The organism is Streptomyces sp. IMTB 2501, from assembly GCF_001953885.1.
In the GTDB taxonomy this organism is placed as follows: Bacteria; Actinomycetota; Actinomycetes; order Streptomycetales; family Streptomycetaceae; genus Streptomyces.
On the sequence record NZ_MQUS01000007.1, the window covers coordinates 145,068 to 158,305 of the forward strand.

The following is a 13,238-nucleotide window of genomic DNA, read 5'->3' on the forward strand; positions in this document are numbered from 1 at the left end:
ACGGTGGCGAGGGTCGGGGTTCAGCGGGCGGTGGCGGGGCGGAAACGGCGGCGATACTCGGCCGGGGCCGTGCCCAGGGTCTTGACGAAGGCGCGGCGCATGGCCTCGGGGGTGCCGTAGCCGCTGGTGCGGGCGATCTCCTCGATGCCGTCGGCGGTGTCCTCCAGCAGGCGGCGGGCGTGTTCCAGACGGACCCGGTCGACGTAGCGGCCGGGTGTCATGCCGGTCTCCTCGCGGAAGGCGCGGGCGAAGTGGCGGGGTGACAGGCCGGCCCGGGCGGCGAGCGACTCGACCGTGAGGTCGCCGGCCGGGTGCTCGGTGATCCAGCGCTGGACCTCCCGGAGAGGTGCGCGCTGCGCGGTCTGAGCCGCGAGCTGGGCGCTGAACTGCGCCTGGTTGCCGGGCCGGCGCAGGAAGACCACCAGGTGCCGGGCGACGGCGAGGGCGACGTCCCGGTCCAGGTCCTCCTCGACCAGGGCGAGGGCCAGGTCGATACCGGAGGTCACCCCGGCCGAGGTGGCGACGTGCCCGTCCCGGACGTAGATGGGCTCCGGATCCACGGCGACGGCCGGGTGGTCGCGGGCGAGCTTGTCGCAGTAGGCCCAGTGGGTGGTCGCCCGGCGGCCGTCGAGGAGTCCCGCGGCGGCGACCAGGATGGCGCCCGTGCACACCGAGACCAGCCGCGGGACACGCGGTCCGCGGACGCGTAGCCAGGCGATCAGCCGCGGGTCGGGCAGACGCGTGCCCTCGCCGCCGGGCACCAGCAGGGTGTGCGGGTCGGGGGCCGTGGTGAGCGCCTCGTCCGGTACGAGGGTCAGGCCGCCGGAGGTGCGCACCGGGCCGCCATCCAGGGAAGCCGTACGGACCCGGTAGGTGCCCGGTGTGTGCTTCTCCGCGCCGGCGAACACCTCCAGCGGGCCGGTGACGTCGAGGCTCTGGACGCCGTCGAAGAGGACGAAGAGAACAGTTCGCTGCGCCATGCCCTCGATTCTTCGCCGCCGGAGGCATGGCCGCAATGACGTGTTTCCCACCTTTTCTGCCATCGGCGTCGTGGAGGGCACGCCGGTCAGCGGCGGGTCCGGCGCCGCACCGGGCGCGCCGACCGGCGCGGCGGCCCGCCGGGAAACCGCCCTGATCCCCGGTTGTCGGTGTCACCTGCCACAATTGCCGCGCAACCTCAGTGGAGAAGGCGGTACGGGATCGTGACGACACCCGGATCCATCGAAGCAGGATCCATCGAAGGCAGGATCGCCGAGGAACTCGGCGTACGGGAGCGGCAGGTGAAGGCCGCGGTGGAACTGCTCGACGGCGGTTCGACCGTGCCCTTCATCGCCCGCTACCGCAAGGAAGCGACCGAGATGCTCGACGACGCGCAGCTGCGCACACTCGAGGAACGGCTGCGCTATCTGCGGGAGCTGGAGGAGCGGCGGACCGCGATCCTGGAGTCGGTGCGCGAGCAGGGCAAGCTCACCGACGAGCTGGAGGCACGGATCCGCGGCGCCGAGACCAAGGCGCGACTGGAGGACATCTACCTCCCGTACAAGCCCAAGCGGCGCACCAAGGCGCAGATCGCGCGCGAGGCCGGTCTGGAGCCGCTGGCGGAGGGCCTGCTGGGCGATCCGACGGTGGAGCCGCTGGCGGCCGCCGCCGCGTTCGTGGACGCCGACAAGGGCGTCGCCGATCCGCAGGCCGCCCTGGACGGCGCGCGGGCGATCCTCACCGAGCGGTTCTCGGAGGACGCGGACCTGATCGGCGAGCTGCGTGAGCGCATGTGGGTGCGCGGGCGGCTGGCCGCGAAGGTGCGCGAGGGCAAGGAGGAGGCGGGCGCCAAGTTCGCCGACTACTTCGACTTCGCCGAGCCGTTCACCGAGCTGCCCTCGCATCGCATCCTCGCGATGCTGCGCGGCGAGAAGGAGGAGGTCCTCGACCTCGTCCTGGAGCCGGAGGAGGCCGCTGAGTCCCCATCGGGTCCGTCGTCGTACGAGGGCATCGTCGCGCACCGGTTCGCGATCGCCGACCGGGGCCGGCCGGCCGACAAGTGGCTGACGGACACGGTCCGCTGGGCCTGGCGCACCCGCATCCTCGTCCACCTCGGCATCGACCTGCGCCTGAGGCTGCGCACGGCCGCCGAGGACGAGGCGGTGAACGTCTTCGCGGCGAACCTGCGCGACCTGCTGCTGGCCGCCCCGGCCGGCACGCGCGCGACACTGGGCCTGGACCCGGGTTTCCGTACGGGCGTGAAGGTCGCCGTGGTCGACGCGACCGGCAAGGTCGTCGCCACGGACGTGATCTACCCGCACGTCCCGGCCAACAAGTGGGACGAGGCGATCGCCAAGCTGGCGCGGCTCGCGAAGGAGCACACGGTCGAGCTGATCGCGATCGGCAACGGCACGGCGTCCCGCGAGACCGACAAGCTCGCCGGTGAACTGATCACCAGGCACCCGGAGTTGAAGCTCACCAAGGTGATGGTGTCCGAGGCGGGCGCGTCGGTGTACTCGGCGTCGCAGTACGCCTCGCAGGAGCTGCCCGACATGGACGTGTCGCTGCGCGGCGCGGTGTCCATCGCGCGGCGGCTGCAGGACCCGCTGGCCGAGCTGGTCAAGATCGACCCGAAGTCCATCGGCGTCGGCCAGTACCAGCACGACCTGTCCGAGGTGAAGCTGTCCCGTTCGCTGGACGCGGTCGTCGAGGACTGTGTGAACGGCGTCGGCGTGGACGTCAACACCGCGTCCGTGCCGCTGCTTTCGCGGGTGTCCGGCATCTCCTCGGGCCTCGCCGAGAACATCGTGGCGCACCGGGACACGAACGGCCCGTTCACGTCCCGCTCGGAGCTGAAGAAGGTGGCGCGGCTCGGTCCGAAGGCGTTCGAGCAGTGCGCGGGCTTCCTGCGCATCCGCGGCGGCGACGACCCGCTGGACTTCTCCAGCGTGCACCCCGAGGCCTACCCGGTGGTCCGCCGCATGGTGAAGACCACGGGCCAGGAGGTGGCCTCCCTCATCGGCAACACGGGTGTGCTGCGCTCGCTGAAGCCGGCCCAGTTCGTGGACGACACCTTCGGTCTGCCGACGGTGACGGACATCCTCAAGGAGTTGGAGAAGCCGGGGCGCGACCCGCGTCCGGCCTTCAAGACGGCCACCTTCAAGGAGGGCGTGGAGAAGATCTCCGACCTGTCCGCAGGGATGGTCCTGGAGGGCGTGGTGACGAACGTGGCCGCCTTCGGCGCGTTCGTGGACGTCGGCGTCCACCAGGACGGCCTGGTCCATGTGTCGGCGATGTCCAGGACGTTCGTCAAGGACCCGCGCGATGTCGCCAAGCCGGGTGACATCGTCAAGGTCAAGGTCCTGGACGTGGACATCCCGCGCAAGCGGATCGCGCTGACCCTGCGCCTCGACGACGAGGCAGCCCCGCAGGGCGGCCAGGGCGGCGGACGGCAGCAGCGCGGCGGCGGACGGCCGCCCCAGCAGCGGCAGGGCGGCCAGGGTCAGGGGCAGCGGCAGGGCCGTGGCGGCGGCGACCGGGGCGGGCGGCAGGCGCCGGCCCCGGCCAACAGCGCGATGGCCGACGCGCTGCGCCGCGCGGGTCTCCTCGACCCGAAGAAGCGCTGACCGGACGGGGCCGGGGCCATTGCGGCTCCGGCCCCGTGCCGTACGGTGCCGGGTATGCCGACAGCACGCGTCATCACCTTGGACGTCGGCGAGAGCCGGGGGTACGGGACGGCAACACGACGCCGGTGCTGCGGCACGGGCTCCACCGGGGGCCGGGCGAGCGGGAGTTCCTGACGGCCCGGGTGTCGGTCCCGGATCTCACGGTTCGGCCGTCCCATCGGACGTAGCCCCGTCTCGCCCGTAATCCATGGCCTGAAGATCGTCCTGCCAGCGGACTGGCCTCATGACCGATCCCAAGGACGACCTGCGGGTGTATCTCCAGGACGCACGCGACGTACTGCTGTGGAAGCTGGAGGGCTTGTCGGAGTACGACGTGCGCCGCCCGCTGACCCCGACCAGGACCAGTCTGCTGGGCCTGGTGAAGCATCTGACCGGCGCCGAGGCGCTGTACTTCGGGGCGACCTTCGGCCGGCCGTTCGCCGGGACGCCGCTGTGGGTCACCGGGGACGCGGAGCCGGACGCCGGCCTGTGGGCGCGGGCCGACGAGGCACGCGAGGACATCGTCGCCGGGTACCGGACGGCGTGGGCGCACTCCGACGAGACCATCGCCGCGCTGCCGCTGGACGCGGTGGGCCGGATACCGGGCGGGCCGGGCAAGGACATGACCCTGCACCGGATCCTCACCCACATGATCGCCGAGACCCACCGGCACGCCGGACACGCCGATGTCGTACGGGAGTTGATCGATGGGTCGGCGGGCCGGCGTCCGGACGGACTCAACCTCGCGCCGTACGACCCCGAGCACGTCGGCCGCGTAGAGCGAGCGGCGAAGGAGGCGGCGGCAGCAACACCCTGAGGGACGCGGGGCTGTCTCGGTATGCGGCTCCGCCGCATTGGGGGAGCGGCCAGCCACGACGGCGCCGCAGCCGAATGACGGCACGGCCGGCGGAGCGCTACCGCTCGGTCACCTTCCCGTCCGCCACCTCCAGGCGGCGGGTCACCCGGACCGCGTCCAGCATGCGGCGGTCGTGGGTGACCAGGAGCAGCGTGCCCTCGTAGGAGTCGAGGGCGGACTCCAGCTGTTCGATGGCGGGCAGGTCGAGGTGGTTGGTGGGCTCGTCCAGGACCAGGAGGTTGACGCCCCGGCCCTGGAGGAGGGCCATCGCTGCGCGGGTGCGCTCGCCCGGGGAGAGCGTCGCGGCCGGGCGCAGGACGTGCTCGGACTTCAGGCCGAACTTGGCGAGCAGGGTGCGGACGTCGACCGGCTCGGTGTCGGGGACGGCCGCGCAGAACGCGTCCAGCAGGGTCTCGGTGCCGTGGAACAGCTTGCGGGCCTGGTCGACCTCGCCGACCAGGACTCCGGAGCCGAGCGCCGCATGTCCCGAGTCCAGCGGGACCCGGCCGAGCAGCGCGCCGAGCAGGGTCGACTTGCCGGCACCGTTGGCCCCGGTGATCGCGACCCGGTCCGCCCAGTCGATCTGCAGGGACGCCGGGCCGAAGCTGAAGTCACCGCGCCGGACCTCGGCGTCGCGCAGGGTCGCCACGACCGCGCCGGAGCGCGCGGCGGCGGCGATCTCCATGCGCAGTTCCCACTCCTTGCGCGGCTCCTCGACCACCTCCAGGCGCTCGATCATGCGCTGGGTCTGCCGGGCCTTGGCGGCCTGCTTCTCGCTGGCCTCGCTGCGGAACTTGCGGCCGATCTTGTCGTTGTCGTTGCCGGCCTTGCGCCGGGCGTTCTTCACCCCCTTGTCCATCCAGGCCCGCTGCGTCTGCGCGCGGTCCTGGAGGGCAGCCCTCTTGTCGGCGTACTCCTCGTAGTCCTCGCGGGCATGCCGGCGGGCGACCTCGCGTTCCTCGAGGTAGGCCTCGTAGCCGCCGCCGAAGAGGTTGATCTGCCGCTGGGCGAGGTCCAGTTCGAGGACCTTGGTGACCGTCCGGGTCAGGAACTCACGGTCGTGACTGACGACGACCGTGCCGGCGCGCAGGCCGGTGACGAAGCGTTCCAGGCGCTCCAGGCCGTCGAGGTCGAGGTCGTTGGTCGGCTCGTCCAGGAGGAAGACGTCGTAGCGGGAGAGGAGGAGGGAGGCCAGGCCGGCGCGGGCGGCCTGGCCGCCGGAGAGGGCGGTCATCGGCAGGTCCAGGCCGACGGCGAGGCCGAGGGAGTCGGCGACGTCCTCCGCGCGCTCGTCCAGATCGGCGCCGCCGAGGCCGAGCCAGCGCTCCAGGGCGGTCGCGTAGGCGTCGTCGGCGCCGGGCGCGCCCTCGACCAGGGCCTGGGTGGCCTCGTCCATGACGCGCTGTGCCTCGGCGACGCCGGTGCGGCGGGCCAGGAACTCCCGGACGGTCTCCCCCGCCCTGCGCTCCGGCTCCTGCGGCAGATGGCCGACGCTGGCGGCCGGCGGGGACAGCCGCAGCTCGCCCTGTTCGGGCGGGGTCAGTCCGGCGAGCAGCCGCAGCAGGGTGGACTTGCCCGCGCCGTTGGCACCGACGAGACCGATCACGTCGCCGGGCGCGACGACGAGGTCGAGCCCGGAGAACAGGGAACGGTCGCCGTGCCCGGCGGCGAGGTTCTTGGCGACGAGGGTGGCAGTCATCAGGACGCCGATCCTAATGGGCCCGGCACCCGCACCTCAGCCGCGTCTCCCGGTGGGCCCCGTACCCGCGCCTCAGCCGCGTCTTGCGCCGGTGACCGGTGCCGCGAGCACCCCTCCCGTCGTACGGGCGACGACGTACGCCTCCCCCTTGACCGCCCGCGGATCCAGCGGGACGCGGTGCCGGCCGGGCTCCAGGACGCCGTCGAAGACCTCGCGGATGTGGGTGCGGTAGAGCCGGTCGAGGCGGTAGGCGGTGATCCGCACCCGGCACGCCGAGGTCACCTCGACCTCCGCGGCACTGTCGGCGGCGGCCAGCGTGGTGAGCCGGCGCTGCGCGTGCGGGCTGTGGTCCAGGGCGTGCTCGATCTGGGCGACGAGCAGCGGCACGATCGGGGCCAGGCCGTCGACCCGGGCGACCTCGACCCCGGCGTGCTCGAAGGCCCGCAGTACGGCGGCCCGTTCGGCCTCGCCGACCGCGCGCCCGAAGGCGACCGCGCCGTAGCCGCGCAGTTCCTCGGCGGGGACGGCGTGGGCGTCCTGGGTGATGTCGGCGCCGATGCCGATGGTGCGCAGCGCGGCGGCCAGCTTGGCCAGGACCGCGACGCGGGCGCCGATCAGCAGCACGCGGCGGCGGGGCGGGCCCTCGCTCAGGGAGGTCAGGGCGGCGCGGTATTCGGCGCCGTGGAAGCGGAACGGCCCGACGCCCCGGTAGCCGTTGAGTTCCAGGTCGGCGTGCTCGTCCGTCTGCCAGGCGAAATCCCGCCAGATGTAGTCCTCGCCGTCGCGCTCGATGACGGCGGTGACCGCCCCGCAGCCCAGGTCGGCGCACTCGGGGCAGCCGTAGATGACGAACCGGCCGTCCGGGAGCGGTGGGTCGGCCTCCAGCAGCAGCGCGCGCACCTGTTCCATGAAGATGGCGGGCGGGACGTCCGAGGCGAGCGGGGAGACGGCGTCCAGGTCGGAGAGCTGGAAGAGCAGCGGACGGCCGTCCACGACGAAGTCCACGAAGTCGCGATGGATCTGGTAGCCGCCGTCGGCGAGCACACCACCGGCACGGATCGCCGGAGCCAGGCCGAAGGTCGCGTATGCGGCAGACATGTTGTGAGTATCCCCACGCCGGTACGAATGTGAGCGCGCCAGGAGAGACTCGTCCGGACAGGGCCTATCGTCCTGGCGTGGACAGCGAGCCGAGTGACGAAGTGATCGTGGTCGGAAGCGGGGTCGCCGGCCTGACGACGGCCGTGGTGCTGGCCGATTCCGGGCGGCGGGTACGGGTCTGGGCGCGGGAGCCCGCCGAGGGTACGACCTCGGCGGTCGCCGGAGGCCTGTGGTGGCCGTACCGCATCGAACCCGAGCCGCTGGTCGGCGCGTGGGCGCTGGAGTCCCTCGCCGTGTACGAGGAGTTGGCGGACCGGGCCGAGGAGACGGGCGTACGCCTGGTCGACGGTGTACACCAGGGGACCCGGCTGGACGAACTGGGCGCGTGGGCGGGCCGGGTGGCGGGACTGCGGGCGGTGGCCGGCGGGGTGGCGGCGCGGCTGCCGGTGATCGACATGCCGGTGCATCTGGCGTGGCTGCGGGAGCGGCTCGCCAAGGCGGGCGGGACGGTGGAGACCCGCGAGGTGACCGACCTCGCCGCCGTGCCGGCGCCGGTCGTGGTCAACTGCACGGGGCTGGGCGCGCGTTCGCTGGTGCCGGACCCGGCGGTGCGTCCGGTGCGCGGACAGCTGGTGGTCGTGGCGAACCCGGGCATCGCGACCTGGTTCACCTCCGTCGCGCACACCTCTGCCGCCTCCACGTACTTCATCCCACAGCCGGGCGGCCTGCTGCTCGGCGGTACGGCGGAGGAGGACGCCTGGTCCCTTGAGCCGGACCCGGCCACCGCGACGGCGATCGTCGCCCGCTGCGCGGAGATCCGCCCGGAGATCACCGGCGCGCGCGTGCTCGCCCACCGTGTGGGCCTGCGCCCGGCGCGGGATGCCGTACGGCTGGAACGCCGGGCCCTCCCCGGCGGCCGCGTGCTGGTGCACAACTACGGGCACGGCGGGGCCGGGATCACGGTGGCGTGGGGGTGCGCGCGGGAGGCGGCCGGGTTGGCGTTCCCGGCCGCCTGAGAGCGTCCTGTGCCGCGGCCGGGCGGGGTGGGTCGCTCACCGCGCCGGCGGGGTGCCGCTCCCTGTCCCGAGCCGCGCAGCGACTACATCGGGATACGCCGCACCGCGCTGGGCACGCGGAGCCCTTCGAGGGTGCCGGGCGCGGGGGCCGAGGCGACTGCGCCGGACGTGGCGCCTGCGAACGCCCCCGCACCGCCGACCAGCGGGAGCCTGGCCGTCGTACCCGACAAGGACACCGTGAGCGTCGGCTTGGTCGCGGGCGGGTCGATGAGGTCCTTGTCCGTGCCCGCGATGATCAGGGCCAGGCGGTGGCCCTTGGGGACGACGTGGTCCGTCGCCGCCAGGTCGAGGGTGATCGTGTACGCCTTGCCCGGGGTGAGCGGGACGCCCTTGGCGAGGGAGGCGTAGTGGCCGAGGTCGGCCCAGCCGCGGCTGAACACGGTGTAGTCGACCTTGGCCGTCTTGGCCTTGGTCTCCTTGAAGCAGGCGCTGTCCCCGGCCGTGCTCTCGCCCCAGCAGGTGCGGTGGGTGAGGGTGGTGATGCCCTCGGCGCTGTCGGCGTAGTCGCGGATGGTGTCGGGGCCGAGGTCGACCAGGACGGCGGACAGATGGGCCGACGTGGTGGTCGGGGTCGCGCTCACCGTCACCGTGGACGAGCCGGACAGCCGCAGGTCATGGGTGAGGGGTGCGGTCAGGAAACCGGACTTCTCGGGACTGGGTGTGGTCAGATGCGCGGACCAGTCGGTCTCGCTCAGCTTCGGGTCGTCCGTGAAGGTCTCGGTGCCGGTCGCGGGGCGCAGCCCGAGCGTGCCGACGCCGGACTTCGTGCCGGGAGCCGGGTGCAGGACGGTGCTGCTGGTGGCCTGCGGCGGCCAGACGCGGGAGGTGACCCACTGGTCGGGGTGGCGCTCGATGTCGGCCATCGGCTCGCGGTCGACGCCGTTGTCGTAGCCGAGAAGTTCATGGTCGAACCAGCGGTGCAGGGTGTCGACCCAGGCACCGCGCCGGTAGTCGAAGGGGTCGACGTGCCCGGTCTGGGACAGCCAGATCTTCCGCTGCACACCGTGCCTGGCAAGGGCGTCCCACCACTGGCCGAAGTGCTTGGTGCGGACGTTGAGGTCCTGCATGCCGTGCACCAGGAAGACGCTTGCTCGCACCTTCGCCGCGTCCTGGACGTAGTTCCGCTCGGTCCACAGCGGGGTCCAGTCGCCGCTGCGCGGGCTGCCGTCGGTGAGGGTCTTCTGCACGGCCGCGCAGTGGGTGTGGGCCGCGTCGCTCTCGACCTGGCCGGCGAGGCCGGCGGGGCCGCCGTCGTACAGCGGGGCGCCCTGCGCGAAGTAGTAGTCGTACCAGGAGGAGATGCCGCTGATCGGGACGATGGTCTTCAGGCCCTTGACACCGGTGGCGGCGACGCCGTTGGCGATCGTGGCGTCCCAGCTCTTGCCGATCATGCCGGTTCTGCCGTTGGTCCAGGTGGCTTTGACGGTCTTCGCCCCGGTCCGGCTCGTGTACGCCGTGGCACGGCCGTTCAGCCAGTCGATGACGGCTTTCGCGGACTGGATGTCGGAGCGGCCGCCGACGTCGACGCAGCCGTCCGAGCGGTTGGTGCCGGCGAGGTCGACGCCGACGAAGGCGTAGCCGCGGGGCACGAAGTAGTTGTCGTAGAACAGCGGCATCTGGACGACGCGGCCCTGCGCGTCGTATGTCTTGACCTGGCTCTCGTTGCCGCGTCCGCAGCAGGAGTAGTAGGGGCTCGCGTCCATGATGACGGGCACCTTGCGGCCCTGGGAGGCGGGTTCGGCGGGCCGGACGATGTCGGCTGCGACGCGGTCGGCCTTGCCGTCGCCGTCCTTGTCCAGGCCGGTGTCGACCCAGACGGACTCGCGGATGGCGTGGGCGTAGGAGTAGACGGGCCGGCTCTCGCGGGCCGGCCGGCTCTGGTGGGTGGTGGCCTGCGCGGCGGCTGGGGTGAGGAAGGCGGCCGTCAGGATGGCGACGACCGCTGTCGCGAGCGCTCTCCGGATCGTGAGGCGCCTGCGGATGAGGGTGCGAATCGGCATGCGCGGACGGTACCCCGGTGAACTCCCGTACAGAAGAGGACTTTACGGGGGCACGCGCGCTCATGACGGCTGAATGGCGATCGTGTGACAGCAGGGGCCATGGACAGGTCAGGGGCCGCAGGGACTGAATAGGCTCCGTACAGAGTTCTCCGAACGGACCCGCAGTCCAGACGACTTGGAGCTTACGTGCACCGCAGAATCATCGCGCCGGGCGCGCTCGCGGCGGCCTCCCTCCTGCTGGCGATCCCGGCATCGGCCGCGAGCTACTCCCCCGGCGCGCCAGGCATCGGCGACCCCTACTACCCGTACTACGGCAACGGCGGCTACGACGTCTCGCACTACGACCTGAGGCTCCAATACCAGCCGAAGACGGACGAGCTGCGGGGCACGGCGACGATCCTGGCGAAGACCACGCAGGACCTGTCCAGCTTCGACCTGGACTTCCTGCTGGACGTGAGTGAGGTGCGGGTCAACGGCGCCAAGGCCGCCTTCACGCACTCCCAGCAGCACGAGCTGGTGATCACGCCGAAGACACCGCTGGCCAAGGGCACGCCGATCACGGTCGTCGTCCGCTACAGCGGGGTGCCGTCGACGAAGACCGCCTACGGGTTCAACACCTGGCACCGCACACCCGACGGCGCGGTGGCCGCCGACGAGCCCGAGGCCGCCTGGTGGTGGTTCCCGAGCAATGACCACCCGAGCGACAAGGCCACCTACGACGTGTCGGTGGCCGTGCCGGACGGCACCCAGGCCATCTCCAACGGCACGCTGCAGGCGACCAGTTCGAAACTGGGGTGGACCCGCTACAGCTGGCGGCAGAACAAGCCGCAGGCGACCTATCTGGCCACCCTTGCCATCGGCAAGTTCGACATCACCACGGGCACCTCCGACGGCGGGGTGCCCGTCGTCAACGCCTACAGCAAGGACCTCGGCGACAACGACGGGGCCGCACGGGCGAGTGTGGAGCGCACCGGGGAGATCGTCGACTGGCTGAGCAACTATTTCGGGCCGTATCCGTTCAGCTCGGCCGGCGGGTATGTGCCGAACACCACCACTGGGTACGCGCTGGAGACCCAGTCCCGCGTCTACTACAGCCCGAAGCAGTTCGCGAAGGGTGCCAACGCCTCGGTGGTCGTGCACGAACTGGCCCACCAGTGGTACGGCGACGACGTGTCGCTGAAGGGCTGGAAGGACATCTGGATCAACGAGGGCTTCGCGACGTACGCGCAGTGGCTGTGGTCCGAGCACGAGGGCGAGGGCACCACGCAGGAGCTGGCCGACTACGTGTACGCCTCGCATCCGGCCGACGACCCGTTCTGGACGGTCAAGCCCGGCGATCCCGGCCCGGACAAGCAGTTCGACGACGCGATCTACGACCGGGGTGCCGTGGCCATCCAGGCGCTGCGCAAGGCGGTCGGTGACGACGCGTTCTTCGCCATCCTGAAGGGCTGGCCGCAGGAGCACGCGTACGGAAACGCCTCGGTGGCCGACTTCGAGCGGTACGCCGAGCAGGTCTCCGGCAAGCCGCTCGCCTCGCTGTTCGACACCTGGCTGTTCCAGCCGTCGAAGCCGGCCGTGTCCGCGGGCGGCGCCGCGTCCCTGGCGAAGGCGACCACGAAGGTGGCCCAGCCGAAGTCGTGGAAGAAGATCGAGGCGGCCCGCGACGGCCAGGAGGCGGGACGGGAGGCGCGGGGGCACTGACCCCGGGCGGCAGGGCACGGGCACCGGCCCCCCCGGCTCGCTAAGGTCTCGGCTCGGCCGCCCGCTTGAGAAGCTCGTCCCGGCCTATCGACTCCGTTCGGGAGGCCGGGACCGTGCAGGCGTACGCGCCCGCGATGGCGCCGTAGCGGGCGCAGCTCTCGGGCGGCTCGCCGTTGAGGCGGCCGTAGAGGAACGCGGCGGCGAAGGCGTCGCCCGCGCCGTTGGAATCCACCACCGGTGCGGGTGGCGGCACCGCGGGCACGCGGGTCAGCTCGCCGTCGGCCAGCAGATACGCGCCCTCGGCTCCCGCGGTGGCGACGACCGTCCGGGCCCGGCCCCGCTCGGCGATGCGGCGCAGGGTCCGCTCGGGGTCGGTCAGCGCGGCGGCCGACAGGAAGACCACGTCCGCCGCGTGGGCGAACGGCTCGTGGTACGGGTTCTCCCCGTCCCAGTCGTGCAGATCGGTGGACAGCGGGACGCCCATCGCGGTCAGCACCGTGAGCGCCTCGGCACAGGGCTGGGTGATCGTCACGTGCACGTGCCGGCTCGACCCGGCCAGCATCCGCAGCGTCTCCGGCGGGAAGCGGTCGCCGGGGCGGGCGCGGCTGGTGTCGTACAGGGACAGGCGGCGGCCGTCGGGGCCGACGAGGTTGACCGCCCGCTTGGTCCCGGCGGGCTGCGGGAGCGCGGTCAGTCCGATGCCGTGCTCGCGGTGCAGGGCCCGCACCAGGTCGCCCTCGGGGTCGTCCCCGAGCAGGTCGAGGTGGTGGGTGCCCAGACCTAGGGCGGCGAGACCCAGCGCGACGAAGTCGCCGGTCTGCCCGGCCCGGGTGCGGATCCCGGTGTCGATCATGTAGCTGTCGGCATACGGGAGGGGCAGTGCGGGGACCTGGATGATCGTGTCCACCCCCGCGCCACCCAGCACCAGCACGTCCGCCGCTACGCTCTGTGAGGTCATCCCCCGCCCTCCCCGTGGTCGTACACCTTCACCGTGATCCCGCGTTCTGCCAGGCGTGCCGCGCCAGGCGCGAACCGGCCGGAGGACCGACATGGGCGATCACCTCGGTGCCCTTGACCGACGGCACGGTGGCGTCACCCCGGACATCTGTGATCTCCGACATGACGCCACCGTAGGCGATGCCACTGACAGTGGCTGTTGGGTTT

General features: G+C 72.2%; 10 protein-coding genes. 4 read left to right on the plus strand and 6 right to left on the minus strand.

Annotated features, from left to right (window positions below; translation table 11 throughout):
• Positions 1–20: 20 nt before the first annotated feature.
• Complete coding sequence (locus AV521_RS14560) at positions 21–980, minus strand: GlxA family transcriptional regulator (protein WP_076088295.1); 960 nt, start codon at positions 978–980, stop codon at positions 21–23.
• A gap of 222 nt (positions 981–1,202) precedes the next feature.
• Here AV521_RS14560 and AV521_RS14565 point away from each other — a divergent pair, with 222 nt between their 5' ends.
• Together AV521_RS14565 and AV521_RS14575 are read left to right on the plus strand one after the other, a co-directional pair.
• A complete protein-coding gene (locus AV521_RS14565; protein ID WP_076088297.1) occupies positions 1,203–3,605 on the plus strand; it encodes a Tex family protein in 2,403 nt (800 codons plus the stop codon).
• 283 nt (positions 3,606–3,888) lie between these two features.
• Positions 3,889–4,461 (plus strand): DinB family protein, encoded by a 573-nt coding sequence (locus tag AV521_RS14575; RefSeq protein ID WP_076088301.1) that lies wholly within the window; start codon positions 3,889–3,891, stop codon positions 4,459–4,461.
• A gap of 97 nt (positions 4,462–4,558) precedes the next feature.
• Here the strand turns inward: AV521_RS14575 and AV521_RS14580 are convergent, their stop codons facing one another.
• On the minus strand, positions 4,559–6,199 hold the full coding sequence (locus tag AV521_RS14580; protein WP_076088303.1) for an ABC-F family ATP-binding cassette domain-containing protein: 1,641 nt from the start codon (positions 6,197–6,199) through the stop codon (positions 4,559–4,561).
• Positions 6,200–6,271: 72 nt separating this feature from the next.
• On the minus strand, positions 6,272–7,297 hold the full coding sequence (locus AV521_RS14585) for an oxidoreductase (RefSeq protein WP_076088305.1): 1,026 nt from the start codon (positions 7,295–7,297) through the stop codon (positions 6,272–6,274).
• A 101-nt stretch (positions 7,298–7,398) separates the two neighbouring features.
• Between AV521_RS14585 and AV521_RS14590 the strand changes: the two genes are divergently transcribed.
• Positions 7,399–8,313, plus strand: a complete 915-nt coding sequence (locus AV521_RS14590) for an FAD-dependent oxidoreductase (RefSeq protein WP_076088642.1) — start codon at positions 7,399–7,401, stop codon at positions 8,311–8,313.
• A gap of 83 nt (positions 8,314–8,396) precedes the next feature.
• Here the strand turns inward: AV521_RS14590 and AV521_RS14595 are convergent, their stop codons facing one another.
• The gene (locus AV521_RS14595; RefSeq protein ID WP_076088307.1) at positions 8,397–10,373 is read right to left on the minus strand and encodes a Xaa-Pro dipeptidyl-peptidase; all 1,977 of its coding nucleotides are present in this window, start codon (positions 10,371–10,373) and stop codon (positions 8,397–8,399) included.
• Between the two features lie 186 nt (positions 10,374–10,559).
• Between AV521_RS14595 and AV521_RS14600 the strand changes: the two genes are divergently transcribed.
• A complete protein-coding gene (locus AV521_RS14600; RefSeq protein ID WP_076088309.1) occupies positions 10,560–12,074 on the plus strand; it encodes a M1 family metallopeptidase in 1,515 nt (504 codons plus the stop codon).
• 40 nt (positions 12,075–12,114) lie between these two features.
• Here the strand turns inward: AV521_RS14600 and AV521_RS14605 are convergent, their stop codons facing one another.
• Positions 12,115–13,032: a PfkB family carbohydrate kinase gene (locus tag AV521_RS14605; protein ID WP_076088311.1), complete on the minus strand. Its 918-nt coding sequence runs from the start codon at positions 13,030–13,032 to the stop codon at positions 12,115–12,117.
• A 28-nt stretch (positions 13,033–13,060) separates the two neighbouring features.
• Entirely contained in the window at positions 13,061–13,195 is a 135-nt protein-coding gene (locus AV521_RS50765) for a hypothetical protein (RefSeq protein WP_256725553.1), read from the minus strand.
• Positions 13,196–13,238 lie beyond the last annotated feature (43 nt).